This window comes from Kitasatospora sp. NPDC059973 (genome assembly GCF_042737525.1).
Classification (GTDB): Bacteria; Actinomycetota; Actinomycetes; order Streptomycetales; family Streptomycetaceae; genus Kitasatospora.
In genome coordinates this window covers 21759-48237 of the sequence record NZ_JBHWUI010000052.1, presented here as the reverse complement: position 1 = coordinate 48237, position 26479 = coordinate 21759, and the positions used below count along the sequence as shown (strand labels likewise).

At 75.3% G+C, this 26479-nt stretch carries 27 protein-coding genes; 14 read left to right on the top strand and 13 right to left on the bottom strand.

The features are described from left to right. Positions 1–40 precede the first annotated feature (40 nt). The 4 genes from ACFWA9_RS16730 to ACFWA9_RS16715 form a co-directional block, all read right to left on the bottom strand. The gene (locus ACFWA9_RS16730; protein WP_380387841.1) at positions 41–790 is read right to left on the bottom strand and encodes a polysaccharide deacetylase family protein; all 750 of its coding nucleotides are present in this window, start codon (positions 788–790) and stop codon (positions 41–43) included. Between the two features lie 16 nt (positions 791–806). Then, positions 807–1610, bottom strand: a complete 804-nt coding sequence (locus ACFWA9_RS16725) for an SDR family NAD(P)-dependent oxidoreductase (RefSeq protein WP_352294624.1) — start codon at positions 1608–1610, stop codon at positions 807–809. A 76-nt stretch (positions 1611–1686) separates the two neighbouring features. Beyond that, a complete protein-coding gene (locus ACFWA9_RS16720; RefSeq protein WP_352294623.1) occupies positions 1687–2574 on the bottom strand; it encodes a hypothetical protein in 888 nt (295 codons plus the stop codon). Positions 2575–2688: 114 nt separating this feature from the next. Continuing rightward, a complete protein-coding gene (locus tag ACFWA9_RS16715; protein ID WP_380387837.1) occupies positions 2689–3576 on the bottom strand; it encodes an SAM-dependent methyltransferase in 888 nt (295 codons plus the stop codon). A 232-nt stretch (positions 3577–3808) separates the two neighbouring features. Between ACFWA9_RS16715 and ACFWA9_RS16710 the strand changes: the two genes are divergently transcribed. Together ACFWA9_RS16710 and ACFWA9_RS16705 are read left to right on the top strand one after the other, a co-directional pair. Next, complete coding sequence (locus tag ACFWA9_RS16710; protein ID WP_380387834.1) at positions 3809–4474, top strand: RNA polymerase sigma factor; 666 nt, start codon at positions 3809–3811, stop codon at positions 4472–4474. Next, positions 4471–5241 (top strand): hypothetical protein, encoded by a 771-nt coding sequence (locus tag ACFWA9_RS16705; protein ID WP_380387831.1) that lies wholly within the window; start codon positions 4471–4473, stop codon positions 5239–5241. Before ACFWA9_RS16710 ends, ACFWA9_RS16705 begins: the two co-directional genes overlap by 4 nt. A 95-nt stretch (positions 5242–5336) precedes the next feature. On the opposite strand, the gene ACFWA9_RS16700 is transcribed toward ACFWA9_RS16705, so the two are convergent. The 5 genes from ACFWA9_RS16700 to ACFWA9_RS16680 form a co-directional block, all read right to left on the bottom strand. Further along, positions 5337–7058 (bottom strand): condensation domain-containing protein, encoded by a 1722-nt coding sequence (locus tag ACFWA9_RS16700; protein WP_380387828.1) that lies wholly within the window; start codon positions 7056–7058, stop codon positions 5337–5339. Positions 7059–7169: 111 nt separating this feature from the next. Further along, on the bottom strand, positions 7170–7997 hold the full coding sequence (locus ACFWA9_RS16695; protein WP_380387826.1) for a 4'-phosphopantetheinyl transferase family protein: 828 nt from the start codon (positions 7995–7997) through the stop codon (positions 7170–7172). Continuing rightward, positions 7994–8848: a hypothetical protein gene (locus ACFWA9_RS16690; protein ID WP_380387823.1), complete on the bottom strand. Its 855-nt coding sequence runs from the start codon at positions 8846–8848 to the stop codon at positions 7994–7996. Before ACFWA9_RS16690 ends, ACFWA9_RS16695 begins: the two co-directional genes overlap by 4 nt. Before the next feature lie 4 nt (positions 8849–8852). Then, positions 8853–9143: an acyl carrier protein gene (locus ACFWA9_RS16685; RefSeq protein ID WP_329491311.1), complete on the bottom strand. Its 291-nt coding sequence runs from the start codon at positions 9141–9143 to the stop codon at positions 8853–8855. A 108-nt stretch (positions 9144–9251) separates the two neighbouring features. Beyond that, complete coding sequence (locus ACFWA9_RS16680; protein WP_359807096.1) at positions 9252–10184, bottom strand: 3-oxoacyl-[acyl-carrier-protein] synthase III C-terminal domain-containing protein; 933 nt, start codon at positions 10182–10184, stop codon at positions 9252–9254. Between the two features lie 97 nt (positions 10185–10281). Here ACFWA9_RS16680 and ACFWA9_RS16675 point away from each other — a divergent pair, with 97 nt between their 5' ends. The 4 genes from ACFWA9_RS16675 to ACFWA9_RS16660 all read left to right on the top strand — a co-directional run bounded on the left by ACFWA9_RS16675 (position 10282) and on the right by ACFWA9_RS16660 (position 13656). After that, positions 10282–10584 carry a hypothetical protein gene (locus ACFWA9_RS16675; protein ID WP_380387819.1) on the top strand — a complete coding sequence of 101 codons (303 nt, stop codon included), beginning with the start codon at positions 10282–10284 and terminating at the stop codon, positions 10582–10584. Further along, positions 10581–11762: a glycosyltransferase gene (locus tag ACFWA9_RS16670; RefSeq protein ID WP_380387816.1), complete on the top strand. Its 1182-nt coding sequence runs from the start codon at positions 10581–10583 to the stop codon at positions 11760–11762. Before ACFWA9_RS16675 ends, ACFWA9_RS16670 begins: the two co-directional genes overlap by 4 nt. A gap of 149 nt (positions 11763–11911) precedes the next feature. After that, positions 11912–12868: an ATP-binding cassette domain-containing protein gene (locus ACFWA9_RS16665; RefSeq protein ID WP_352294601.1), complete on the top strand. Its 957-nt coding sequence runs from the start codon at positions 11912–11914 to the stop codon at positions 12866–12868. A 23-nt stretch (positions 12869–12891) separates the two neighbouring features. Further along, positions 12892–13656 (top strand): ABC transporter permease, encoded by a 765-nt coding sequence (locus ACFWA9_RS16660; protein WP_329491305.1) that lies wholly within the window; start codon positions 12892–12894, stop codon positions 13654–13656. A 78-nt stretch (positions 13657–13734) separates the two neighbouring features. Here ACFWA9_RS16660 and ACFWA9_RS16655 read toward each other — a convergent pair whose 3' ends face one another. The 4 genes from ACFWA9_RS16655 to ACFWA9_RS16640 form a co-directional block, all read right to left on the bottom strand. Continuing rightward, positions 13735–15075 carry a PLP-dependent aminotransferase family protein gene (locus ACFWA9_RS16655; RefSeq protein WP_380387812.1) on the bottom strand — a complete coding sequence of 447 codons (1341 nt, stop codon included), beginning with the start codon at positions 15073–15075 and terminating at the stop codon, positions 13735–13737. After that, on the bottom strand, positions 15072–16010 hold the full coding sequence (locus tag ACFWA9_RS16650) for an alpha/beta hydrolase (RefSeq protein WP_380387809.1): 939 nt from the start codon (positions 16008–16010) through the stop codon (positions 15072–15074). Before ACFWA9_RS16650 ends, ACFWA9_RS16655 begins: the two co-directional genes overlap by 4 nt. Before the next feature lie 205 nt (positions 16011–16215). Continuing rightward, entirely contained in the window at positions 16216–16989 is a 774-nt protein-coding gene (locus tag ACFWA9_RS16645) for a class I SAM-dependent methyltransferase (RefSeq protein ID WP_380387806.1), read from the bottom strand. Between the two features lie 147 nt (positions 16990–17136). Next, on the bottom strand, positions 17137–18252 hold the full coding sequence (locus tag ACFWA9_RS16640; protein ID WP_380387803.1) for an alpha-hydroxy acid oxidase: 1116 nt from the start codon (positions 18250–18252) through the stop codon (positions 17137–17139). A 176-nt stretch (positions 18253–18428) separates the two neighbouring features. Between ACFWA9_RS16640 and ACFWA9_RS16635 the strand changes: the two genes are divergently transcribed. The 8 genes from ACFWA9_RS16635 to ACFWA9_RS16600 all read left to right on the top strand — a co-directional run bounded on the left by ACFWA9_RS16635 (position 18429) and on the right by ACFWA9_RS16600 (position 26464). Further along, complete coding sequence (locus ACFWA9_RS16635; protein ID WP_380387800.1) at positions 18429–19865, top strand: class I adenylate-forming enzyme family protein; 1437 nt, start codon at positions 18429–18431, stop codon at positions 19863–19865. Between the two features lie 136 nt (positions 19866–20001). After that, positions 20002–20277, top strand: a complete 276-nt coding sequence (locus ACFWA9_RS16630; protein ID WP_329491299.1) for an acyl carrier protein — start codon at positions 20002–20004, stop codon at positions 20275–20277. Then, positions 20274–20555 (top strand): acyl carrier protein, encoded by a 282-nt coding sequence (locus tag ACFWA9_RS16625; RefSeq protein WP_352294589.1) that lies wholly within the window; start codon positions 20274–20276, stop codon positions 20553–20555. The genes ACFWA9_RS16630 and ACFWA9_RS16625 overlap by 4 nt, the downstream gene beginning before the upstream one ends. After that, positions 20552–21712 (top strand): beta-ketoacyl synthase N-terminal-like domain-containing protein, encoded by a 1161-nt coding sequence (locus ACFWA9_RS16620; RefSeq protein ID WP_380387796.1) that lies wholly within the window; start codon positions 20552–20554, stop codon positions 21710–21712. The genes ACFWA9_RS16625 and ACFWA9_RS16620 overlap by 4 nt, the downstream gene beginning before the upstream one ends. Continuing rightward, positions 21709–22218, top strand: coding sequence for a beta-ketoacyl synthase N-terminal-like domain-containing protein (locus ACFWA9_RS16615; protein WP_380387793.1), 510 nt, complete (start codon positions 21709–21711; stop codon positions 22216–22218). Before ACFWA9_RS16620 ends, ACFWA9_RS16615 begins: the two co-directional genes overlap by 4 nt. Positions 22219–22356: 138 nt before the next feature. Continuing rightward, positions 22357–23976, top strand: coding sequence for a class I adenylate-forming enzyme family protein (locus tag ACFWA9_RS16610; protein WP_359807071.1), 1620 nt, complete (start codon positions 22357–22359; stop codon positions 23974–23976). Then, the gene (locus tag ACFWA9_RS16605) at positions 23973–25238 is read left to right on the top strand and encodes a beta-ketoacyl-[acyl-carrier-protein] synthase family protein (protein ID WP_380387790.1); all 1266 of its coding nucleotides are present in this window, start codon (positions 23973–23975) and stop codon (positions 25236–25238) included. The genes ACFWA9_RS16610 and ACFWA9_RS16605 overlap by 4 nt, the downstream gene beginning before the upstream one ends. A 113-nt stretch (positions 25239–25351) precedes the next feature. Continuing rightward, positions 25352–26464, top strand: coding sequence for a VOC family protein (locus ACFWA9_RS16600; RefSeq protein ID WP_380387787.1), 1113 nt, complete (start codon positions 25352–25354; stop codon positions 26462–26464). Positions 26465–26479 lie beyond the last annotated feature (15 nt).

The window sequence follows — 26479 nt, the reverse complement described above, 5'->3', positions numbered from 1 at the left end:
GCAGAGTCCCGCCTGATCCGGCGGGACTCTGCCAACACCCCTAGCCGGTCCGACCCGTGCGGGGCGGGACGGCGTGGTCGCGGAGTGGGCCGAGGGTGAGGCCGTGGGTGCGGCAGTGGGCGGCGATCAGGGGGAGGGCGGCGAGGGTGGCGCGCCAGGAGTCGGGGGCGGAGGTGCAGTCCGAGTCGTGCAGCAGGAGGGTGGCGCCGCCGGACAGGCCGGGGCGGGCGGTGGCGTACACGGAGGCGCCGGTGGCGTCCTCGGTCCAGTCCCGGCCCCAGGCCGTCCAGAGCACGGTGCGCAGGCCGAGGCGGCGGGCGGCCAGCGCCGGGCCGGCCGCCAGGACGCCGTACGGCGGGCGGTACCAGGACGGACGGGCCGCGCAGAGTTCGGTGACCGCCGCCGTGGCGCGGCGCAGTTCGCGCAGGTCGCGGGCGGGGGCCGGGTACCACTGCGGGCGGTGGCACCAGCCGTGCACGGCCACCTCGTGACCCCGGGCCACCAGCTCGCGGCCGAGCTCCGGGGCCCGCTCCAGCATCGTGCCGAGCAGGAAGAAGGTGGCCCGGACACCGAGGCCGTCCAGCGCGTCCAGGACGTACGGGGTGCTGCGCCGGTCGGGGCCGTCGTCGAAGGTCAGCGCGACGTGCCGGGGCGCGTCGCCGTACCCGGCCGTGCGCCGGGCGAGGGTGCGGCGCACGGGCGGCAGGCGGACGGCGGCCGGGGCGAGGTGGAGCAGCTCGGCGCCCGCCACGGTGAGGGCCGCCCGGCGGGCGGTGCGCGTCCGGTCCATCGGTGGCCGCCCCGGGTCAGCCGAACCGGGACGCCATGCGCCGGAACACCCCCGGTGCGACGCCGTGGACGCGTGCGGCGAGGCCGAGCCAGCGCGGGACGAAGGGCCGGTCGCAGGACGTGCTGATCGCCCCGACGACGGCTTCGGCGACCCGCTCGGCGGTCACCGGCCGAGGCCGTTCACGCTGGTAGGGGGTGCCGCGCTGGGCGAAGAAGGGGGTGTCCACCGCGCCCGGCAGGACGATCCGGACGCCGACGCCGGTACCGCGCAGCTCGTACCAGAGGCTCTCGGCGAACATCGCCAGCCCGGCCTTGGTGGCCGAGTAGGCGGCCTCGTCGCGGACGCCGACCTGCCCGGCCATCGAGCCGAGGAGCACGATCCGGCCGCGCCGGCGCTCCAGCATGCCGGGGAGCAGCAGGCGGACCAGCCGCAGCGGGGCGGCCAGATTGACCTCGATCATCCGGTCCAGGGTGTCGGTGGGGGTCTGCGCGAAGGGGCCGCGCCAGCCGAGGCCGGCACTGGCGATCAGGACGTCGACCTGCCCGGCGGCGGCCAGGGCCGCCTCGGCGAGGCGCTGCGGGCCGTCCGGCTTGGAGAGGTCCTGGGGCAGGGCCCGGCCGCCGGTGCGGGCGGCGACCGCGTCCAGCCGGGTGCGGTCGGTGCCGGAGAGCAGCAGTTGCCAGCCGGACGGCGCGAGTCGGGCGGCGGTGGCCGCGCCGATGCCGGAGGAGGCTCCGGTGACCAGCGCCACCGGCGGCCCGGCGGCAGGGGCCCCGGGCCGGTCCGGCCGCCGGGGCCGGTGACGGCCTTCGTCCACCATGGCTGCTCCCGTCCTTCCCACACCTGGCCGTCCGTTTTGTCCGGCAAGTCACCTTCGCACGGGGGCGCCGTCCGGGCTACCGGGGTGGGATCGCGGCCGCCTCGCTCCGGCCGTCGGCCGCCGCCGCGACCGGCCGCACCTCGGCCTCCACCTCGCCGAAGCGGGAGAGCACGAAGGTGCCGCCGACCGCCACCGCGAAGCCGACCAGCGCGCACCAGGCGTAGCCCGGCCGCGCCGCGTCGCCCAGCGCGACCACGCCGACCAGGGCCGGACCGAAGGTCTCGGTCACCGTCCCGGCCGCCGTCGCCGCCGTCACGGTGCCCCGCTGCAGCGCGAGCGCGTACGCGAGGTAGCCGCCGAGGCCGCCCAGGGCGAGCCCGTACGCCGCCGGGTCGGTCAGCACGTCGGCCACCCCGCCGACGTCGAGCACCCGGACGGCCAGGCTGGTCACGCCGAAGCCGACCCCGGCGAGCAGGCCGAGACCGGCCGCCGCGGCGCCGCCGCCCCGGCGGGCCAGCACCAGGGTGAGCAGCAGCATCAGGACGGTGGTCCCGAGCAGCGCCCAGTGGAAGGCCGGCGCGGCGTACTCACGGCCCTCCCGCCCGGAGCCGAGGGCCAGCAGGGTGAGCCCGGCGACCACGGCCACGATCGCGGCCACGTCGCCGCGCCGCAGCCGGGCGCCGAGCAGCCAGACCGCGGCGAGCGCCGTCACCGCCAGACCCGCGTTGGTGACCGCCTGGACCAGGAAGAGCGGCAGGCTGCGCAGCGCGACGACGCTCAGCACGAAGCCGCCGATGTCCAGCGCCGTCCCGAGCAGGAACTGCCAGGAGCGCGCCAGGGCGGCGAGCAGCCCGACCCGCACCCGGTCCGACCGCGGCGCCGACCGTGCGCCGCGCGCCTGGAAGACCGAGCCGAAGCCGAAGCAGACGGTCGCGACCAGGGCGGTGGTGAGTCCGAGCAGCATGACTCTCCTCGCTCCTCGGGGCGGGCTCCACGACCAGTCTGGTCCCGTGCGGGCGCACCCGCACGGGGTGCGGGCACGGAGGGCGCCGCACCGGCGCGGGCCGGCGCGCCGGTGTCACGGCTTGATGGCCACGGCCGCGTAGAGGGAGGCCTCGGTGTCGGACACGGCGGTGTCCTCGGGGCCGGCGGGGCGCCAGCGCGGGGTGGGGACGAGCCCGGGGGCGAGGAGCGTCCAGCCGTCGAAGAACCGGGCGATCTCATGGTGCGCGCGGGCCTGGCCGGGGGCGCCCGCGGCGCGGTAGATGCCGGCCAGCCGGGCGATCTCCTCGGGCGCGAAGTCGGCGGTGACGTGGGAGAGCACCAGGGCGCTGCCGGGCGCGAGGGCGGCCTTCAGGTGTTCGACGATCGCGTGGGCGCGCTGCCCCGCGGCGCCGTCGGGGCCGTCCGGCGCGACGGGGCCGTCGGGCGCGTCGGGGTCGTCGGGGTCGTCGGGGTCGTCGGGGTCGTCGGGGACGAAGTGCAGGACGGCGTTCAGGGAGAGGGCGACCGGGCGGGCGAGGTCGATGGTGTCCCGCAGGCCGGGTGCGGCGAGCAGCGCCGCCGGTTCGGTCAGCTCGGCCTCGACGTACGCGGTGCGGCCCTCGCGGGCCCCGGTGAGCAGCGCCTGGGCGTGCGAGAGCACGATCGGGTCGTTGTCGACGTAGACCACCCGGGCCCGCGGGTTCACCCGTTGGGCGATCTCGTGCAGGTTGGGCGAGGTGGGGATGCCGGTGCCGATGTCGAGGAACTGGTCCAGGCCGGCCTCGGCGAGGGCGCGCGTCGAGCGGTGCATGAAGGCACGGTTGGCGCGCGCGGTCGCGCGCACCCAGGGGAGCGCGGCGAGCGCCTGGCCGGCCGCCTCGCGGTCGGCGGCGAAGTTGGTGATGCCGCCCAGGAAGTAGTCGTACATCCGGGCCGAGTGCGGCACGTTCAGTCGTAGGTCGACACCGTCGTAAAGGCTCATCGCTCTCCCCCGCCGCAGGACTCACCCATCGTTGCCCACGCTACCGGCCCGTCAACCACCCTTCCGGTCCGTGGAGTTCCGCTAGCCGATGATCCGTAGATCGGACGCAATGACTGTCGGTATTCGCACAAACGCCTGCGGTGACGAAACCTGGTGGAATGGGGCCCGCGGGCACGGGGCCCGCACCCTCGGGCGGCCGGCGGTCGGTCGGCGGCGGTGGAAGGCAGGTTCGATGACGATCGACAGGGGTGTCCGGGTGCTCGGGCACCGGGGAGGGCCGGCACTGGCGGGCCCGGGCGGGGGCGGCCGCCGGGGGGACGGCCACGGGGACGCCGACGAGCACGGGTACAGCGGCCCGGAGTACGCCAACATCCGCCTGGAGCTCGCCTATTCGGCGTTCTGCGAGACCCATGAGCCGGCCTGGCGGGCCCTCGCCCTGACCCGGATAGGCAACCGCGCGGACGCGGCGCTGATCGTCGAGGCGGTCAAGGAGGACCTCGCCCGGCACTGGGCCCACGTCCTGCGGTTCGAGGAACCGGCCGCGCACGCCTGGCGTCTGGCGAACCGTCATGTCGCCGACTGGGTGTCCGGCGAGGAGCGGGTCGACGTGGAGGCGGTCACCTTCGAGGCCGTCATCGGAGCGTTCAAGGATGTCGCCAACGGCCTGCTGCACAGCGAGGCGGACGAGGTCCGGCTCTATGCGGCGATCCTCGAACTCCCCGACCGGCAGCGGGACGTGGTCGTCCTGCGGTACCTGCTCGGGCTGCACGTCAAGGTGATCGGCGCCTATCTGGGCCGACCCGTCGCCACCGTCCACTCCAACCTCCGGCACGCCCGCGAGCGGCTGGCCAGACGGCTCGGTGTGCGCGAACTGCCGGACCGGGGAGGCGAGCAGTGATCCCCCGGCCCCCGGCCGAGGCGCCCGCCGCACCGGCCACGCCCCCGGCCGCCGTGTCACCGGACGAGGGCGGGACGGCGCCCCTGCACATCCCCCGGCCCGAACGGGCGCACGCCGAGCGGATCGCCGCACTGCGCCTGGCCAGGCTCACGGCCGCGCCCACCCACCTGCCGTCCGAGCACGAGCAGGCCGCCTTCGAGCTGGGCCTGGTGGTCGCCCTGGTGCTGGGCACCCCGGACGCGGCCCGGGGGCTGGACCTGCTGGTCAACGCGCGGCGGATCCAGCCGGAGGGAGCGGAGGTGTTCGCCGCCCTGCTCTACGCCACCGGCCGCGAGGAGGGCGCCGAGTTCTGGTGGCGGTTCGCCGCCGGATCGGGCAGCGGCACGGCGGCGTACTGCCTGCACCTGTACCACCTGCGGTACGGCGAGACCGACGACGCCGACTACTGGCGGGCCTGGTCCGACCAGCTCGCCGACGCCCTGGGCCCGCCGGGAGCGCGCCCGCGCGGACCGACCCCGCCGCGGGTGGACCGGCCGCTGCTGCCGGACGACGTCCGGCGGGACGTGCTCTCGCGCTGCCACCGGGGCCTGGCGCCGCAACTGCCCCCGGCGCTGGTCGAGGTGATCGACCGCCTGCCGCGCCAGGGCGACCCGGGCCACGGCGACGCCGACCACGGCGACCCGGACCGGAGCGGTGACGTACCCAGCCCGTGGGGGCTGACCTCGGGTGCGACCTCGGCCTGTTCCTGGGACGGCGCGCAGGGGTGAACCGGGCGGTGGGACGGCCCGGCCCCGTTCGGGTGAGTCCCCGGGCCGGCGACCTCCGCCCGGGGCGGGCGCCGGGCGGCGCCCGCCCCGGGCGCTCAGCGCGGGGCGAGGCGGCCGGCGATCTCCGGGCACCGGCCGGAGCCCTCGGCCACCACCGTCGCGTCGTCCCAGCACGGCGGGCCGGCCGGGTGGGCGGCGGCATGGACCACGTAGTGCTGCGGGGCCATCGCGGTGTCCCGGCCGGGCAAGGCCTCGATCACCGTGCGGTGGGCGACCAGCGGGGTGAACCCGGGGTCGTCGGTGGCGATCCGGGCGATCAGACGGCCGTCGACGAAGTCGACCCGGGTGGCGGTGCCGAGCGCGTCGACGACCAGGGCCCGGACGGCGTCCAGGTCCACCCAGGAGTTCTCGATCCGCTGCCAGGCACCGGTCCGGACGGCGCCGCCGAGACCGGTCAGCGCGGGCAGACCGACGAGCGGGACCGGCCCCCGGGCGGCGGCTTCGAGCAGCGCGGGCAGGGCCAGCGCGAAACGGCCGGTCTCCTCGCGGTCGAGCACCTGCGGGCAGGCGACCAGTGCGAACTCCAGGCTGTTCGAGGTCCGCAGGATGTTCAACATCAGCCGGACGGCGACCGGCTGGTCCGGCAGCCAGGTCAGTTCGGGGTCGCTCGTCGGGGACGGGCGGGCGTCGGACATCGCCTCGGGGATGGTCATGCTCAGGTCGTTGACCACGACCTGGCGGGCGAAGCGGGAGCCGCGCAGATGGGCGACGTCCTCGATCAGCTGCCAGACGGCGCCCGCCGGGAGGGTGCTGTGCCAGTAGCCGGCGAGCGACGCCGCCTTGGCCCGGCCGATCACCTCGTCGAGGTCGGCCGCGTCGGTGTCCAGGGCGATCAGGGCGTCCTGGGCGAGGGTGCCGATGTGGTCGGCCATCGCGGCGCGCTGGCGGTTGGCGGAGAGCGCCGACATCACCAGGTCGCCGCGGCCGGCCCGGCGGGCCACCAGGACCGCGAAGGCCGCCAGCAGGACGACGGAGGGGCTCGCGCCGGTGCGCCGCGCGGTGGCGAGCAGGTCGGCGGCGGCCTGCCGCGAGCGCAGGACGACGGCGGCGACGCCGTCCGGCGGGCCGGTGATCCGGGAGTCCGCGAAGGCGGCCTGCGGCGCGGTGGACAGGACCTTCTGCCAGTGCCGCAGCGCGGCGGCGGCCTTGCGCCGGCCCTGGTCGCTCTGCTCCACCGCGGCCACCTCCAGCGGCGTCCGGGCGGTGACGGGCGGGAGCTCCTTGCCGGCCGCGAGGGCGAACCAGTCCTCGATGAGCAGCGTCGTCGCGGCGCCGTCCGCACCCGCGTGGCAGACGACCACCACCAGCCGGAGCGGGTGGTCGTCCTCGGTCAGCAGGGTGAACCGGAGCCGGGGCCCGGCCGCCAGGTCGAACGGGACGGCGACGTCGGCCCGGCCCAGCTCCTCGGCGAGCGCGTCGATCCCCGCCGCCCCGCCGGTCGACCGGCTGTCCACCACGGTGACGCCGAACTCGCCCTCGCCGCAGACCAGCTGGCGCTCGGGGAAGGCGTCCGGCCCCGGGCCGGGCGGGAACACCGTCCGCAGCGAGTCGTGCCGTTCGACGAGCCGGCGTATGGCGTCGAGCGCGGCCGTCAGGGTCGTCCCGTCGGGGACCGGCCAGACGGATTCCTTGTTGATCTGCTCGGGTCGGTCCCGCCGGATGCAACGGATCATGTTGTCCTGGCCGAGGGTCAGCGGCCCGAAGCCGCTGCTCGCGCCGCTGTACCGGACGGTGATCCGCCGGCTGGTCTCTCTCACGTCGTACGCGCCCTTCGGCCGGCCTGGGGTTGGAGCGGAGTGCGGGTCGGGACGCTATCAGCGGCCCGGCGAAGTGGTACAGACCAGATTTCTGGGAGCGCCGACTGGCCGTCAGTTCCGTTGCCAGAAGGGCTGACAGGCCTCTGACAAAGCCTTCCAGCGGTGCCGGCGCAGCCGGAACGGCTGCTCCCCGAGCACCGCCACGGCGGCGCGGAACGGCCCGGGCACCGGGACGTCGTCGAGCAGGCAGGGGCCCTCGCCGAGCGTGCCCGGGTGGGCCAGGCGCAGCGGGGCCGGGCCGGCCAGCGGCAGCCCGAAGCCCTGCACCAGTCGGCCGCCGTAGGCTTTGACGCAGGCCTCCCGGCGACACCAGAGAGTGGTGAAGCGCTCGGCCAGCACGGCGGGCGAGGCCGACCGGGCGAGGAACTCCGCCTCGGCTCCCGGGAAGTAGCGCTCGGCCACCCGGGTGGCCACCCGGGCGTCGTGGACCTCCTCGACGTCGACACCGACCGGCCGCCCCGCGGTCAGGGCCAGCACGGCCAGGGCGCCGGAGCCGGAGTAGCTGACGCCGACCCGCTCGTGCCCCACCGCCGGTTCGGGTTTGCCGTGCGGGCCGTACCGCCAGGCGAGTTCGGCGGGGTGCAGGCCGAGGCGTTCGGCCACCAGCAGCCGGACGACGCCGTGCACCACGGTGAACCGCCGGCCGGCCACCGGGTCGCGGGCGGGGCCCCGGCCGGTGGCGCGGGCGAGTTCGTCACGGTCCAGCAGGCTTCGCAGGCTCCGGACGACCTCGTCCGGCTGGTCGGTGGGGATGGTCCAGAGGTCGATCCGGTCGACTCGGTCGGCGCTGTCCGGCGTGGAGGCGGTGTCGGACGTGGAGGCGACATCGGAGGCTGAGGTGGACGTGGAGGCGGTGGCGGTGGCCGGACCCGCCGTCACGGGCCGGCCCGAAGGGTCAGGGTGCTCAGCACACCCAGCCTGCGGTCGAACCCGGCGGCCAGCACCGGCCGCCCCTTCTCCTGCCACTCGGGCAGTCGCTCGGCCAGCTCCGCCCAGAGACCGGTGAACGGCAGGCCGGTGAACGGCAGACCGGCGAACGGCAGGCCGGTCGCGGCGGCCACCTCGGGGACCGGCTCGGCCGCCAGGCCTGAGCCCAGCAGGACGGCCGCGTCGGCCCCGAGGGTTCCGACCTCCGCGCCGACCACCTCGGCCGCCTTCCGGCCGTCGAGCGCGGAGAACTGACGCACAGTCAGTTCCACGTCGGCGGTCTCGTCCAGGACGAGCACGACGACGCTGTGCCGCTCGGGCAGGTCGACCGGTGCCGCCGGCCGGTAGTGCAGCGCGGTCTGTTCCGCCAGTACCACCACCGCCCGCCGGCACGCCCCGGTGCGCTGGTACTCGGCGGCCACCCGCAGGGCGCTGAAGGCCACCGCCGACCCCTGGTCGCAGAGGGCGAAGGCCAGCGGCGTGCCCGGGCAGGACCGGCTGAGCGCCAGCGAGCTGGGCGCCCCCGGGCGCACGTCGGGCGAGTCGAAGGCGAGGATCAGCAGGTCCACCGGCACGCCGTCGGCGAGCGCCTCGGCCAGCAGGCCCTCGGCCAGTTCCTCGTAGGAGTGGCCGACGCCCTCGGCGAGGAGGTCCTCCCGCACCGGCAGGCCGTAGGGCCGGACCAGGTCCGTGACGAACACCCGCAGGTCCGGGTCGAGCGAGGTCTCCGACCTGCCGTCGAAGGACCGCGCGAGGATCCGGGTGACGCCCAGCGCGAGCGGCGGCGCGGAATCGGCGGCCACCCGGTCAGTCCTCGGGGATGATGTGCCCGGCGACGTAGTCGGCCAGGCTGGTCACCGAGCGCAGGTCGTCCTCGCCGATCTGCTCGACGTCGACCTGGATGTCCAGCGTCTCCTCGACTTCGAGGATCAGCTCGATAGTGCCGGCCGAGGTCAGGCCGAGGTCGTCGAAGAGGCAGGCGTTCTCGGGGATCTCGGGGAGGTCGCGCTTGAGGACGCGCGGCAGCAGCTCGCCGATGCTCCGCAGGATCCGGTCGCGCAGCTCGACATCAGTGGTCTGGACCGCGGGTTCTGGCATGGATGTCCCGTCCCGTCGTGCGTGAGAGGTGAATGGGTGCGGCGGGCGGAGGCGTGGTCGTCCTCGCCGTGCCGCTGCGTCGCCCGGGTGCGCCGAAACGACGATGCGTCAGTGTTCGACGGCCATGGCGGAGAAGGTGGCTCCGACACCGGCGGCGGCGATCAGGTAGCGGTCGCCCCGGTGGAGCAGCCCCCGCGTGGTGGCGGTGTGGAGATTGATGAGGCTGTCTGCAGCGAAACTGTGCCCGACGGAGCGCACGTTGTCCAGCACGACCTTCTCCACCGGGAACCCGATCCGCCGGCAGATCATCCGCCAGGAGGCCTGGTTGACGTTGTGCGGGAGCACCAGGGCGAGGTCCGAGAGGTCCAGACCTGCCTGGTCGAGGGCGGCCTCGATCGCCTCGATCATCACCACCGGGTACTCCCGCTGGTAGCGCGCCAGCAGGTCCGCGTCCCCGGCCAGGCGGCCGTCGAACTCGGGGCGGTGGCGGACGGCGTAGGAGAGCACCCGATTGCGCTCGCCGGTGGCCCGGACCAGGCAGGCGGCCGCGCCCTCGGCGAAGATCCCGGTCTCGGGCACCACCTGGGCGTCCTTGGTGAAGGTCTTCTCGCCGGCCAGCACCAGCGCCAGGGCCTCCGGGTCGTCCTGCCCGGCGAGCAGGCGGCCGGCCAGGTCGACGGCCAGCAGACCCACCGCGCAGGCGTGGTGGGTCACCGTGAAGGCCGAGGCGTGCGCCAGGCCGTACCGGCCGAGCAGGTCGTGCAGGGGGTTGAGCGGGTACGGCACCGCCACCGGCATGCTGCGGGCGTGGATCACGAAACGGACGTGCCGTTCGCGTCCGCGCAGCTCCGGTAAGGCCTCGACGGCGGCGCCGAGCAGGTCGGGCAGCTTCCCGTCCGGATCCAGCCGCAGCTGGTCCAGTCCGTGGAAACGGCGGAAGAGTCGAAGTTGACGCGGGGTCAGGCCGATCCGCTCGCCCACTGCCTCAATGGGCACGGTGTGGTGGGGGAGGTGGACGGCCACTGCCTCCAGTGCTGTCACGCGGGCTAGTATTCCGACGCCCGACGGGTCGCACAAGTGATCTCGGGCCCTTCGCAGTCCCAATCCGCCCCCGTGCCGTCGAGCAGGTGGAGCCCCCATGACCTCTTCCGAACCCGAATCCTCCGCCGCCCAGGTCCGTCCGGAGCTGGTCGCCCTGCTGGCCCAGGCCGCGGGCGCGCCGCCCGAGTGGGCCGCGCTGGTCACCCCGCAGGCCCGGCTGGACGCCGATCTGATGCTGGACGAGTACGAACTGACGGTGCTCGATGCCCTTTTGTGCGGGCACTTCGGGGCAACCGCCGGCCTCGCCGCACACCGTGCCGGGCTGGACCTGGCCGAGTTGGAAGCCCTGACCGTCGCCGAGGTGCAACGGCTGCTGCCCGCCGAGGAGCCCGTCCGATGAGCCGATTCCTGCTGGTGGTACCGCCGTTGACGGGACACGTCAATCCGGTCGTGGGGATCGCCCGCGAGCTGGCCGCGCGCGGCCACGAGGTCGCCTGGACCGGCACCGAGTCGGTCCTGCGGCCGCTGCTCGGCCCCGGGGCGGTCGTCCTGGGGACGGGCACCCGGGCGTTCCGGGCGCAGGGCGGGCACGGACTGGCCGCCCTGCGCTCGCTCTGGGAGGGCTTCATCGTTCCCTACGCGCGGTTCACCGCGAAGCCGTTGGACGCGGCGGCGCGGGAGTACCGGCCGGACGCGCTGCTGGTCGACCAGCACACGCCCGCGGGCGCGCTGGTCGCCCACCGGCACGGTCTGCCGTGGGCCAGCCTGGCGCCGGGCGCGATGGAGCTGGGGCGGCCGTTCCGGGCGCTGCCGAAGGTCGAGGCCTGGATGACCGGGCTGCTCACCGGGCTCTGGCGACGGGCCGGACTGCCGGAGGAGGAGTACACCGACCCGCGCTTCTCCCCCGCCCTCGTCCTGGCGACGACCGGTCCCGCGCTGGCCGGTCCGGCGCCGCTCCCCGCGCACTACGCCCTGGTCGGCCCGGTGCTCGCCGAACGGCCGGCCGACCCGGCCTTCCCCTGGGAACGGCTGGAGCCGGGCCGGCGCCGGGTCCTGGTCACCATGGGGACGCTGGCCGGAGACCTCGGCGCGGACTTCCACGCCCGGGCCGTCCGGGCCCTGGCGCTGTGCGGGGACGACGTCCAGCCGGTGATCGCCGCGCCCGCCGCGCTGCTGCCCGAACTGCCCCGCCACGCGGTGGCCGTGGACCGGGCGCCGGTGCTGGAGCTGATGGCGCGGGGAGCGCTGGACGCGGTGCTGTGCCACGGCGGGATGAACACCGTCGGCGAGGCGCTGGCACACGGGATCCCGCTGGTCACCGCGCCCATCCGACACGACCAGCCGTTCGTCGCGGCCCAGGTGGCGGCGGCCGGCGCCGGGCTGCGGGTGCCGTTCGCGCGCGTCACGCCCGAGGGCCTGGCGGCCGCGCTGCGCACCGTCCTCGACGCACCGGAGCACCGCGCGGCGGCCGCCCGGGTGGGCGCCGAACTGCGTTCCGGCGGCGGGGCCCTGACGGCGGCCGACCGACTGGAGGCGCTGGTCGGAACCGGGGCAGAACGATCGAATCCATTGGTCTAGGCCATTGTATCCGGGGCGCCGCAGACCCTAGTGTGGCGCGAAGCACCGCTTCCCAGGTGCCCCGGCCACCTTCCCCGCACGGACCGTCCAGCCCTGTGTGCGCTGGACGTCGTCGACGTGGCACATCCATCCCCGCACGGGAGTTCTGGTTGATCGAGACCAAAGGACTTCGCAAGTCCTATCCGTCCAAACAACGCGGCCAGGCTGCCGTCGACGCCGTCCGCGGCATCGACCTGGACGTGGCCGCAGGCGAGATCTTCGGCTTTCTCGGGCCCAACGGCGCCGGCAAGACGACCACCCTGCGCATGCTCGCCACCCTCATCCGGCCGGACGGCGGTGCGGTCCGGATCGCCGGCGCCGACCTGCTGACCGACCCGGCCGGAGTCCGGCAGCGGATCGGCTACGTCGCCCAGGGCGGCGGCACCGCCGACGCCGTCACCGCCCGCGAGGAGCTGGTGATGCAGGCCCGGATGTACGGCGCCCGCAAGACCCTGGCCCAGCAGCGGGCCGAGGAGGCCCTGAAGGCCTTCGGGCTCACCGAGTTCGGCGACCGCGCGTGCCGCACCTACTCGGGCGGCCAGCGCCGCCGGCTGGACATCGCACTGGGCGTCATCCACGCGCCGCGGGTGCTCTTCCTCGACGAACCCACCGTCGGGCTCGACCCGGCCAGCCGGGTGCAGGTGTGGGCGGAGATCCGCCGCCTGAACGCCGAGGGCCTGACCGTCGTGGTGACCACGCACTACCTGGAGGAGGCCGACGCGCTCTGCGACCGGGTGGCGATCGTCGACCACGGCGAGGTCGTCGCCGAGGGGACCCCGGAGAGCCTGAAGCGGGAGATCTCGGGCGACGTCGTCCTGGTCGGCCTGGCGGCCGGCGAGGCCGAACGCGCCACCAAGGCACTGCGGGAACAGCCGTACCTCCACCGCCTGGAGACCCAGGGCGAGGACGACCTGCGGCTCTACCTCGACGACGGCGCGGCCGCGATCCCGCGACTGCTGCGCGCCCTCGACGGGGCGGGCGTCGTGCCCGGCACCGTGCAGCTGCAGCGGCCCAGCCTGGACGACGTGTTCCTGGCCCGGACGGGCCGTTCCATCGAGCAGTCCTGAGCACTGATCCCCGAGAGGCCCCCATGAAGCTCGCCCGCGACACCTGGCTGGTCTTCCAGCGACAGCTGCTGATCATGTGGCGAACCCCGATCTGGATCGCCGTCGGGCTGATCCAGCCCCTCTTCTACCTGCTGCTGTTCGCCCCGCTGCTCAAGACGGTGCTGGCGCCGATGGGCGCGATCACCTACGCCGACGCCTACCAGATCTACGTACCGGGCCTGTTGGCGGTGCTCTGCATCTTCGGCGGCCTGTACACCGGCTTCAGCCTGCTCGGCGAGCTGAAGGCCGGGATCATCGAACGGTCCCGGGTGACCCCGGTGAGCCGGCTGGCGCTGCTGCTCGGCCGGGCGCTGCGCGAGACGGTGGCGCTGCTCGTCCAGGCCGTCCTGATCACCCTGATCGCGCTGCCGTTCGGGCTGCGGGTGGCACCGCTGGACCTGCTGCTGGCGTACCTGCTGCTCGGCCTGCTGGCCCTGATGACCTCGGCGATCTCCTACGGCATCGCGCTGGTGCTCCCGGCCGACGAGGCGATGGCGCCGGTGGTGAACACCCTCGCGCAGCCGATCGCGCTGCTCTCCGGCGTCCTGCTGCCGCTGGTGCTGGCGCCGGTGTGGCTGCAGAACGTGGCCAAGTGGAACCCCTTCTACTGGGCCGTGGAAGGCATGCGGGCGCTGTTCTCCGGCCATGTCGGGGACAGCGTGGTCTGGCAGGGGCTGCTGGTGGTCGTCCTGATGACGGTGGTGTCCGTGTACTGGTCGGCCCGCCTGTTCTCGACCCGGGTGCGCTGAGCCCCGCGCGATCCCCCATGCGGTACGAGGGCGGGGCCGGGGCTTCTTCGAGCCCCGGCCCCGCCCTCGTCCGTGTCGCTACCGGGCCTGCGCCCGGATGAAGCGGGCCAGCTCGGCGACGCCCGCGTCGATCTGGTGCTCCGTCAGCGAACTGACCGAGAGCCGGAGCCGGTGCTCTCCCCCGCCCGCCGGGTAGAACGGCGCCATCGGCGTCCAGAGCACTCCGAAGTCCCTGGCGCACCGCTCCATGGCCGCTTCGTCGGCCGTGAAGGGCACCGTCAGCACGGCGAAGAAGCCGCCCTCCGGCTCGTTCCAGGACAGGCCCAGCCGCCCGCGCTCCGCCGCCGGGAACTCCCGCTCCAGCGCGCCCAGCAGCGCCGTCATGTTGGCCGCGTAGTAGGCCGTCGCGCGGGCGTTGGCGACGCGCAGCCGGCAGTCGTGGCGCAGCAGCATGCCGCCGATGACGGCCTGGCTGAGCGCGGGCGTGTTCACCGTCGTCATGCTCTTCAGCTTCGCCAGCTCGTCGGCGAGCAGCGAGCGCCGGCCGCCGGGGCCGGCCACCTCCTGGTCGGCGACGACGTAGCCGAGCCGGGCGCCGGGGAAGCAGGTCTTGGCGAAGGAGCCGAGGTAGACGACCTGCCGGCGGCGGTCCAGCGCCTTCAGGGTCGGCCGCTCGCCGGGGTCGCGGGCGAAGAAGCCGTACGGGTTGTCCTCGATGACCAGCAGCCCCTCCGCGGCGGTGGTCTCCAGCAGCCTCGCCCGGGCGCCGACGGGCATGCTGGTGCCCGAAGGGTTGGCGAAGTCGGGCACCACGTAGAGGGCCCGCGGCCGCCCGCCCCCGGCCCGGACGGCCCGGGCGGCTGCCCGGACGGCCTGCGGGTCGGGGCCGCCGTCGGGGCCCTCGGGCACCGGGACGGTGGTCAGGTCGAGCAGCCGGGCGGCGCCGGTGACGCCGACGTAGCAGGGCGAACTGACCAGCAGGACGTCCTGCGGGCCGGCGCAGAGGGCGCGCAGCGTCAGCAGCATGCCCTCCTGGGCGCCGACGGTGAGCACCAGGGACTCGGGGGCGACGGTGAGGCCCTCGTCGTTGGCCAGGGTGCGGGCGACCAGGTCGGCGATGACGCCCTTGGTCGGGCCGTACTGGAACAGCGTGGTGCGCACGGCGTCCCGGTCGAGGCCGCGGGCCGCCAGGTGGTCCAGATAGGCGTCCAGGTGGCCGTGGACGTCCTCCGGCTCGAAGAAGCCCTCGTACGGGCGGCCGGGGGCGAAGGAGACGGCCCCGGGGTAGCGGGTGGTGACCTCGTTGAGGAAGGTCATCGCGTCCAGCAGCGGATCCGACAGCGAGGCGTGCAGTCCGGACAGCGCGAGGGGCTCGACGGCCGGGGCGTCGGGCGGGGCGAGCGGGCGGAGGGCGGTCACCGCAGGGCCTCGCGCAGCCGCTCGGCGGCGTACCGCTGGGCCTCGCCGGCCGCGTCCAGGACGCCCGTCATGGCGAAGAAGCCGTGCGGCATGCCCGCGAACCGGCGGGACTCGACCGGGACGCCGGCCGCCCGCAGCGCGTCGGCGTAGTGCTCCCCCTCCTCGCACAGCGGGTCGTACTCCGCGGTGATCACGGTGGCGGGCGGCAGCCCGGCCAGGCTCGGGGCGCGCAGCGGGGAGGCGTAGGGGTGGTCGCCGTCGGCGGGATCGGCCAGGTAGTGGCCCCAGTACCAGGCCACCGAGCGGCGGTTGAAGAGCAGCGGGTCGTCGTGCCGCTCCGGCGGCGCGGCGGCGACCGCGCGGTGGTCGGTGTTGGGGTAGACCAGCAGCTGGTGGCGCAGGGCCGGGCCGCCCTCGTCCCGGGCGAGCAGGGTGAGGGCGGCGGTGAGGTTGCCCCCGGCGCTGTCGCCGCCGACGGCCAGCCGGGCCGGGTCGACGCCGAGGGCGTCGGCGTTCCCGGCCAGCCACCGGGCGGCGGCGCGGCAGTCGTGGACGGCCGCGGGGAAGGGGTGCTCGGGGGCCAGGCGGTAGCCGACGGAGGCGGTGACGCAGCCGACGGCGTTGGTCAGCCGGCGGCAGATCGCGTCGCTGGTGTCGGGCGAGCCGAGGGTCCAGCCGCCGCCGAAGAGGTAGAGCAGCGCGGGCAGCGGCCGGCCGGCCGGCTCGGGGCGGTAGAGCCGCAGGGCGAGCTCGCCGCCGGGGCCGGGGATCCGGTGCTCCTCGACGGCGGCGACGGGCTCGGGGGTGCCGGCGGCGGACCGGATGTCGGCGAGGTCGGCGGCGCGGGCCTGGGCCGGGGTGAGGCTGTAGAGCGGGGGTGTGCCGGCCTGCGCACGGCGTTCGCGCAGGGCCTGGGCCTGGGGGTGCAAGGGCATGGTCATCCCATCGGACGGCGGGGGTCGGGCGCTCCTGCTCGGAGCCTGCCCGGTCGGTCACGCCCGGACAGGCTCGCGGAGGGGAGTCCTGGGGCTTGTCCGAGCAGTTCGCGTCGCAAAGGAGAAGCGCGGCGGGGAGTGTCGGACAAGTCCTGGGGGTGCTGGCAAAGTCGCGTCGGATCAGGCGGGACTCTGCCGGCACTCCCTAGCGGTCGGCCTCGACGTAGATCGTCTCGTCGGTGCGGAACGCGGTGTCGAGGTCGGCGACGTCGGCGCGGACGCCCTGCCGGTAGGCGCAGTGGCGGATCGCGTCGGCCTCGAAGCCGGCCTGGGTGAGGACGTGCCGCAGCTCGTCCAGGTCGTAGATCCACTGGTGGCCGTAGTACCGGAAGATCTGGTTGACCAGGAAGGCCGGGCGCGGCGGCATCGGCGGTCCGAACCCCATGGTGGTGAGGCGCCGGCGGTGCTTGGCGAGGAAGCCGTCGTCGGTCGCGTAGCCGACCAGGTAGCGGGCCAGGTCGGGGGTGGTGACGCGCAGCACGCCGCCGGGGCGCAGCACCCGCCGGGCCTCGCGCAGCCAGCCGATCGCGACCGGCATGGTGACGTGCTCGATCAGGTGCTCGGCGTAGACCCAGTCCACGCTGGCGTCCGCGAAGGGCAGCGGGCGGCCGATGTCGAGCTGGGTGAACCAGCGGTCGCCGTCGACGCGGTAGAGGGTGCCGGGTTCGGTACTGGCGCCGGGGCTGCGCAGGGCGGTCAGGTCGGTGCCGAGGCCCTCCGGGTGGGCCGTCCGGAAGGCGGCGAACTCGATGCCGGTGATGCCGAGTTCGCGGAAGCCCTGGTGGTCCCGCGGGAGGCCGCCGGCGGCCGGTTCGAGCTTCTCGCAGGTGGCGACGTCGGCGCTGAACGCGTCGAGGCGGACGGCGAGGCCGTCCGGGTCGTCCCAGTCCCAGCCGGGGAAGGCGTCCTGGTTCTTCATGTCGTCGGTCTCTCTGTCGGGCGTGCGGTGCTTCGGCCCGGAACTTCGGTCCGGAGCTCGGTGCGGGGCCGCGCGGTGGGGCGGTGGGCCGGGCGCGGGGGGATGGGCGGGGGCCGCGCGGTGGGGCGGGGGGCCGGGGTCGCGCCGTCAGGCGGTGGGCCGGGGCGCGGGGGCGGTGGGCCAGGGCGCGAGGGCGCTGTGGTCCAGGTCCGCGAGGGTGGGCCGGCCCAGCAGGGCCAGCGTGTGCTCCAGTTCGTCGCGGAGCAGGTCGAGGACGCGGACCACGCCCGCCTCGCCGTCGACGGCGAGCCCCCACAGCACGGGGCGGCCGACCAGGACGGCCCGGGCGCCGAGCGCGAGGGCGACGGCGATGTCGGTGCCGGTGCGGACGCCGCCGTCGAGCAGCACCGGGACCTCCGGCGGGAGCGCGGCGACCACCTCGGGCAGCGCCGCCAGCGCCGGGACCGCGCCGTCCAGTTGACGGCCGCCGTGGTTGGAGACCACCACGGCGTCCACCCCGTGTTCGGCGGCGAGCCGGGCGTCCTCGGCGGTCAGGATGCCCTTGAGGACCAGCGGGAGGCGGGTGCGGGCCCGCAGCCAGGCCAGGTCGGACCAGGTCAGGCTGGGGTCGAACTGCTCCAGGGCGTGCTCGGCGATGCCGGAGGAGCCCACGTCGGCCCGGTGGCTGGCGGCCATCAGCGCGGGGTCGAGGTTGACGGCGCGGATGTCCGGCGGAACGGCGAAGCCGTTGCGCAGGTCGCGCAGCCGGCGGCCGATCCGGGGCGCGTCCACGGTCAGCATGAGCGCGGCGAAGCCGGCTGCCTCGGCCCGCTCGATCAGGGCGGCGAGCGCGTCGCGCCGGCGCAGCCAGTAGAGCTGCAACCAGAGCGGCCCGGTGGCCGCGGCCGCGATGGACTCCAGGCTGCGGCTGGCGAAGATTCCGGCGACCAGCACCGCGCCGGCCCGGCCGGCTGCCCGGGCGGTCACGGTTTCCCCGTCCGAATGGACCAGCCGGTGGTAGGCCATCGGGGCAATTGCGAGTGGCGTCCGGAGCTCGGTTCCGAGCAGCGGGACGGCGGTCGAGCAGGTCGAGACGTCGACCAGCGTGCGGGGGCGCAGTGCATAGTGACCGAACATTTCCCGGTTGGCCGCCAGGGTGCGTTCGGATCCACTGCCACCCTCGATGAAGTCCCATATTTCCGGTGGTAGTTGGGCGCGCGCCGCGCGCTCCATCCCGGCCAGCGTGAGTAGTCCCACGGGCATCCTCGTTCCCGGACGGCCGCGCTCGGACCAGTCCCGCTTCGGCAGCGTAGAAGGTACGGACCAGATTGGTATAGACCTTGATTTGACCAAACGTCTGTGCAAAGGTCTGGCAACGGAATTGACCGTATTGGTTTGAGAACGGCGTCCATGTCAAATCTCCTCTCCGTGGAGTGGCGTTGACCGGCATTTCCCTCCCCGCACTTCCACCCTCCTCACCGCCGCACGCCGACGCCCCGGACGACTGGGTGGCGCGGTTCCTGCTGGCCGGCCCCGAGGACGCGGAGTGCCTGCGCTTCGGCACACCCGTCGACCGCGCCACCCTGCGCGCCCTGGTCGACGAGCAGGCCGCCCGGCTGACCGCGGCCGGCCTCGGCCCCAGCGGCACCGCGGCGCTGCGACTGCCGCCCTCCCTGGGCTTCGTCGCCGCGCTGCTCGCCTGCTGGCAACTGCGCGCCCAGGTAACCCTGCTGGACCACCGGCTGACCGACCACGAGATCGCCCTGGCGGTCGAACGGCTGACCCCGCAGGTGCTGGTAGGGTCCGAGCACCGGCCCTCGGCGGCGCTGCGCGGCTTCTCCGAGGTCGAGCCGGTGGCCGTCCGGCTACCGGGCGGGCGACCTGCCCGGACCGGCCACGCGCTGGTCCAGCTCAGCTCCGGGTCCACCGGCCCGGCCAAGGTCATCGCCCGCACCGCCGGCGACCTGCTCCGTGAACTCGACTGCTACCGGCGGTTGGCGGACTTCCCCGGCGAGGGCGAGCGGGTGGTGCTGCTCTCCTCGGTGGTGCACGTGCTCGGACTGGTCGGCGGACTGTTGAACAGCCTGTACGCCCACGCGCCGCTCACCGTGCCGGAGCGGATGACGGCGGCGGGTATCCTGGCCGCCGTCGGCGACGAGGGGGAACGGCCGACCACCGTGATCGGTGTCCCCTTCCACGCCGAACTGCTGGCCGGTGCGGCCGCGCCGCCGGCGCTGCCACGGCTGCGCCGGATGGTGGTGGCCGGGGAGCTGGTCCGCCCGGGCCTGCCGGCGGCCTTCACCGCCCGGTACGGCGTACCGCTGGGCACCATGTACGGGATGACCGAGCTCGGCGTCATCGCCACCGATCTGGACGGCACGCTGCACCCGGCGAAGCGTCCCGTGCACGGCATGGAACTGCGCCTGGTGGCAGGCGAGTTGCAGCTGGGCACGGCCGCCTCGCCGTACCCTGGGCTGGACGACCCGACCCGGTGGTCGGACGGCTGGCTGCACACCCGCGACGCCGCGGAGCTGGACCGGGCCACCGGGCTGGTCACCGTGCTGGGCCGGCGGGACTCCCAGGTCTCGATCGGCGGGCTGAAGGTGGACCTCACCGAGGTCGAACTGATCCTGGCCGCCCTGCCCCAGGTCCGCGAGGCCGTCGTGGTCTTCGACGAGGGCGCCATCGAGGCGTACCTCGCCGCCGACCAGGACGCCGACCACGCGCTGGTCCGGGACGGGCTGACCCGGCGGCTCGCCGCCTACAAGCGGCCCCGCCGGCTGTCCTTCCTCCCGCAACTCCCGCGCACCGCCACCGGAAAGCTGCTGCGCGACCCGGCCGCCCTGCGGGCGACCGCCGCCGAACCGCCCCGCTGACCGGCCCCGCCGGGCGGCGCCGGACAGACCCGCCGCACCCGGACCGCCGCGTCCCCGACTCCCCACCGCTTCTCCCCGCCGCTTGCTTCTCCCCCGACGATCCGCGCGCCGCTGCGCGCGAGTACAGGAGCACACCATGCAGGACCGCATCCGCGAGTTCGTCCTCGCCGCCCTGACCGAGATGCAGTACGACGTCTCCGAGGTCACCGGCGACACCGACCTCGGCCCGGCCGGGCTCGACCTGGAGTCGCTCGCGCTGGCCGACCTCTCGGTCCAGGTCGAGGACGAGTTCGGGATCAAGTTCGACTTCGACGAGATGGAGAGCACCGCGCTGATGACGCTCGACGAGTTCACCGCCGACGTCGCCAAGCGCTTCGCCGCCGTCACCGCCACCTCGGGCAGCCCCGCGTGACCGAGCCCGTCCTCCCCGACCGGGCCGAGGTACTGACGATCCTGGCGGCGTTCGGGCAGCGCGCCGCCGACACCGTCCCCGAGGAACTCGGCTCCCTCGAACTCACTTGGCTGATAGCCGAGTTCGAGCAGCGCTACGGCATCGAGCCGGATCTCGACGACGAACGCTTCGAGGCGATCCGGACGGTGGACGACGCCGTCGAGGTGCTCCGCTCCGCCGTCCTCGCGGCGGCCGCCGGCGCTCCGCTGGAACGGACCGCAGGGGTCGCGCAGTCATGACCGGCCACGCCCCGCCCGCCGTCCGGCCCGTGGTCACCGGTGTCGGCGTGCTCAGCGCGGCCGGCACCGGGCTGGACGCGCTCACCGACGCGGCCGCCCTCGGCAAGACCGCGTTTACCACGGTGACCAGGTTCGACGTCTCCGCGCGCCGGACCACCCGGGCCGCGCTGCTGGCCGAGCCGGTGCCGCTGGCCGACGCCGTCCTCGCCGCGGTGGACCAGGCCTGCCGCCAGGCCGGCCTGCCCGCCGGGCGCGGCGGTGACGGCCCCGACGGCGACGGCCGGGCCGCGGCGGACCGGGAGGGCATGCCCGTCCTGCTCGCGCTGCACAGTGACCTCCGCACCCGGGCCGTCACCGCCGCCGTCGCCGCCGGAGCCACCGCCGCCTGGGGGACCGCCGGCGTCACCCGCGTCTACACCGGTGCCTGCGTCGCCGCCGGCACCGCCGTGGCCGACGCCGCCGCCCTGGTGGCCGCCGGCCGCCACCCCCGGGTGCTGGTCGCCGCCGGCCACCTGGTGGAGCCGGGCGTCTTCGCCGCCTTCGACGCCGGCCGGGCGCTGGCCCGGGACGGCGAGCTGCGCCCGTTCAGCGCCGGCCGGACCGGCACCCTGCTCGGCGACGCGGCCGCCGCCGTGGTCGTCGAGGCGGAGCCGCGGGCCGAGCTGCGCGGCGCACCCGTGCTCGCCCGGCTGGCCGGCTGGGGCCGGTCCGGGGACGCCCACCACGTCTGCCGCCCGGAGCCGAGCGGCGACGGCGTCGCCCGCGCCGTCGGGGCCGCGCTCGCCCGGGCGGGCCTCGCCCCGGACGAGGTCGGCTACGTCAACGCCAACGGCACCGGTTCGCCGCTGTCCGACCGGGCCGAGGCCAACGCCCTCCACCAGGTGTTCGGCGCGCACGCCGGGCGGCTCCCGGTGAGCTCCAGCAAAGCCGTCCACGGGCACGCCCTGGAGGCCTCCGCCCTGCTCGAACTCGCCGTCACCATCGGGGCGTTGCGCGACGGGCGGCTCCCGGTGAACGCCGGCTGGCTCGGCCCGGACCCGGACGTCGGACTGGACCTCGTGCTGGACGGCCCGCGCGCCGACCGGCCACGCTACGCGCTGACGCTCAACTCCGCCTTCGGCGGCGCCAACACCGCACTCCTGGTGGCGACCCGGTGACCGCACTGCGCGTCCTCGCCGAAGCCCGCTGGCCGGAGCCGGGCCACCACGAGCCGCTCCCGCCGATCCCCGGCTTCACCGCCTCCTCCTTCAATCCGCTGGTCGCCGAGACCGCCGAGCGCTGCCTGCGCGCCCGGCACGGCAGCGCCCCGGCCCCCGGCCGGACCGCCCTGCTGCTGGCCAGCGCGGGCGGCGACCGCGCCACCGCCCGCGCCATCGACGACGCCGCCGCCTCCGGGGGGCGGGTGCCGCCCCTGCTGTTCTTCCAGTCCAACCCGAACGCCGTGCTCGGACACATCGCCGCCCGCTGGGGCCTGACCGGGCCGGTGGTGTCGATCAGCCCGGCCGACTCCGTACCCGGCCGGGTGCCGCAGGACGCGCTCGACCTGGCGGCGCTGCTCCTCGCGGACGGCGACGCGGACCAGGTGCTCGTCGTCGCCGCCGAGCAGGCGGAGTCCGCCGGGGAAACGGACCGGGCCGCCGCCGTCCTGGTCACGGCCGGCTGACCCGCGCCGCCCCGCCACCGCACACCACGCCGCCTCCGTACCCCGCCACCCCGTATCGCCCGCACCGCCATCGAGCGAGCGGCGCACCCGACGCGCCCCGCCGAAGTACGCCCAGCACCATGGGAGGGATTCACCACCGTGAGCATCCGCAGTATCCGCACCCTTCTCGCGGACGACCCCGACGTCGGCGCCGGCAACGTCCTCACCCGCCGGATGGCCCTGGGCCTCGGACTGGACGAACCACTGCTGGCCTTCGACACCCCGGTCGACGGCCATGCCGCCTGGCAGCCCTTCACACTGCGCGAACTCGACCGCGCCGTCCGGGCCCGGGCGGCGGCCCTGCACGGCCTCGGCGTCACCCGCCGCGATCCGGTGGTGGTCTACGCGACGGACGTCGCCGACCATGTGCTCTCCTTCCTCGCACTGGCCCGGCTCGGCGCCATCCCGGCGCTGCTGAACCCGAACGTGGACGGGGAGCGCGCCGCCCGCTACATCGCCCGGATCGGCGCCGTCGGCATCCTCGCCGACGCCCCGCACCTCGCCGCGCTGGCCGGCCACGACCCGGGCGCCCCGCTGCTCCCGGAGGTCGGCACGCTCGGCTCGGGCGACCCGGACGCCGCCCCCGCCCCCTACCGGCACTGGTCCGACGACCCGGTGGCGATCACGCACTCCTCCGGCACCACCGGGATGCCCAAGGCCGTCGTCCACTCCCACGCGAGCCTGTACGCGGCGATCCGCCACCGCCTGCGACTGCCCCGCCCGCAGGGCCAGGAGCGGATGCTCAGCGCACTGCCCGCGCCGCACGCCGCCACCCTGATCGCGGTGAACCTGGCGCTCAGCTCGCACACCCGGCTCGACCTGCTCTCCCGGCAGGCCGGCGCCGGTGTACTGGACGCCATCGAGGAGCGCCGGCCCACCGGTGTCATCGGCTTCGCCGCCACCTGGGCCGAGCTGGCCCACCACGACCTGGCGAAGCGCGAGTTGTCGTCGGTCGCGCTCTGGTGGAACACCGGGGACTGCGCGCACGAGGTGCACATCCGCCGGCTGATCGCCGCCGGCAGCCGCGAAGCCGTCACCCGCGAGGGCCGGGTCCGGCTGCCCGGCTCGCTGTTCGTGGACGGCCTCGGCTCCACCGAGATGGGCCACTCGCACTTCTTCATCACCCACGGACCCGGCACCGAACGCTACGGCCGCTGCGTCGGCCGCCCGCACGCCTTCGTCGACTGCGAGCTGGTCGGCCCGGACGGCGAGCCGCTGGGGACGGGCGAGGTCGGCGAACTCGCCACCGCCTCCCCCACCCTGGCACTCGGCTACTGGAACGACTCGGTCAAGACCTTCCGCACCCGGATCCGCGGCCGCTTCCTCACCGGGGACCTCATGTACCGGGACGAGGAGGGCTACTACTACCACGTCGACCGTGCCGTGGACTCGGTCGAACTCGGCGACGGCAAGCGGCTGTTCACCGCGATGTCGGAGGAACGGGTACTGGCCGCCTGCCCCGACGTGGCGGACTGCACGGTGGTCGCCGTCCGGGACGGCGACCAGGTGGTCACCGACGTCCTGCTGATCCTGACCGCGGACGCGGATCCGACGGCCGACCGCACCAAGGCGGTCACCGCGGCCCTCGACGAGGCCGCGGCGGCCACCGTCCGCCAGGTCCTGGTGGTGGCGGGCGACGACATCCCGCTCGGGCCGACCGGCAAGGTCCGCAAGGTGCTGCTGCGCCGCCGCTACCTCGACTCGGTGGCCGCCCGATGAGCGCGGCCACCGCCCGCCCGGGCGCCGTGGTCACCGGGATCGGCCTGGTCACACCGGTCGGCCGGAAGCCGGCCGAGGTCTTCGAGGCGCTCACCGCCGGCCGCTCCGGCATCCGCGCGCTGCCCGAGGGCCACGCCGCGCACGGCTGGCTCACCGCCGCCGGTCTGGCACCCGCCGTCGAGGGCCGCGAGGTGCTGCCGCCCACCGAGACCAGGTGCGTGGACCGGTTCGTGCTGCTCGCCCTCGCCGCCGCCGACGACGCGCTCGCCGACGCGGGCCTGGTGGTCGGCCGCGACGCCGACCCGCACCGCACCGCCGTGGTGCTGGCCACCGGCGGCGGCGGGCTGGAGACCTTCGAGCAGCAGTCGCACCGCCGACTGGAGCGCGGCCGGCCCGGCGTCAGCCCGTACCTGCTGCCCGGCATGCTCTCCAACATGGCCACCGCCCGGATCGCCATCAAACACGGGATCCGGGGGTTCAGTTCGGCCATCGTGACGGCCTGTGCGGCCGGCGCCCAGGCCGTCGCCGAGGGGCTGCGGCTGATCCGCGCCGGCGACGCCGACGTGGTGGTCTGCGGCGGCAGCGAGTCCTCGCTGCACCCGACGATCGCCGCCGCCTTCACCAACGCCCGTGCACTGTCGGCCGGCTGGGACGATCCGACCGAGGCCAGCCGGCCGTTCGACGCCCGCCGCAACGGCTTCGTCCTCGGCGAGGGCAGCGCCGTCCTCGTCCTGGAGCGGGCCGAGCACGCGGACGCCCGCGGCGCGGCCGGGTACGCCGACCTCACCGGCTGGGGCGCCTCGACGGACGCCCACCACCCGACCATGCCGCGACCGGACGGCTCGGGCGCGGCCGACGCGATGCGCGCCGCGATCGCCAACGCGGGTCTGGCGCCGTCCGACATCGGCTACGTCAACGCGCACGGCACCGGCACCAGACTGGGCGATGTCGCCGAGACCGCCGCCCTGCGCGCGGTCTTCGGCGAGCACGGTCCGGCGGTCAGCTCCACCAAGGGCGCGACCGGCCATCTCCTGGGCGCCGCAGGGGCGTTGGAGGCAGTGGTGACCGCGCTCGCGGTCGCCCGGGGGACGCTGCCACCGACGCTCAACCTGACGGATCCCGATCCGGCCTGCGCGCTCGACCACGTGCGCGGCGCGGCCCGGTCCGTACCGCCGGGCGCCGCGCTGAGCAACGCCTTCGCCTTCGGCGGGCACAACCTCAGCCTGGTCTTCGGCCCGGCGTCCACCCGGTCCGTCAAGTAACCGACCGGGCACCGGGGTCGCACCCCGGCCTGCCCCGGGGCACCCGTCGGAGCCGACCCGGCCCGGCGCGGTACCCCGGCCACCCATCAAACGCCACCCCCGGGGAGCACCCGTTGTCCATCCAGTCCATCACCCATGTCGAGTTCCACTGCGCGGACGCCGACAAGACCGCGGCCGGCCTCCGCGCCGACTTCGGCTTCGTGCCCGATGAACGCACGCCCGACGCCCGCACGCCCGAAGCCCGCACGCCCGATGCCCGCACGCCCGAAGCCCGCACGCCCGATGCCCGGACGTCGGCGGAGCAGGCGCCCGGGGAGCCGGCCGCCGGGCCGGACGGCGTACGCACCGTCCGGCTGCGCCAGGGCGACATCCGGCTGCACCTCGTCTCCGCCGCCGACCCCGCCCACCCGGTCGCCCGGTTCGTCGCCGTGCACGGCGACGGCGTCGGGGTGATCGCGCTCGGCTGCACCGACCCGCAGGCCTCGCTGGAGCGCGCCGAGCGGCACGGCGCCCGCGTCCTGGACCGGGCCGGCGGCCTGGTGGCGGGCTTCGGCGACGTCGCCCTGCGGTTCGTCCCCGACACCGCCGCCGGGGCGGTCTCCGGCCCGGCCGCGGAGCCCGCCCCCGGCGCCCTGCTGGACGCCCTCGACCACGCGGCGATCTGCGTCCCGGCCGGCGAACTCGCCCCCGCCGTGCGGTTCTGCGAGGCCGCGCTCGGCCTCCACCGGATCTTCGGCGAGTACATCGAGGTCGGCGAGCAGGCGATGGACTCCAGCGTGGTGCAGAACGCCTCCGGCGAGGTCACCTTCACCCTGATCGAGCCCGACACCTCCCGCCGGCCCGGCCAGATCGACACCTTCCTGGCCGACAACGAGGGCGCGGGCGTCCAGCACCTGGCCTTCCGCACCGGCGACATCGCCACCGCCGTGCGCACCATCCGCGACCGCGGGGTGGAGTTCCTCACCACCCCGGGCGCCTACTACGACGCGCTGGCCGAGCGGCTCGGCGGGACGGCCATCCCGGTCGACACGCTGCGCGAACTCGACGTGCTGGTCGACCAGGACCACGGCGGGCAGCTCTTCCAGATCTTCCTGCGCTCGACCCACCCGCGCCGGACCTACTTCCTGGAACTGATCGAGCGCCAGGGTGCGGGCACCTTCGGCACCGCGAACATCAAGGCCCTGTACGAGGCCGTCGAGCGGACGAACGCCACCGCCTCCGTCTGAGCAACCCCCGCCCCG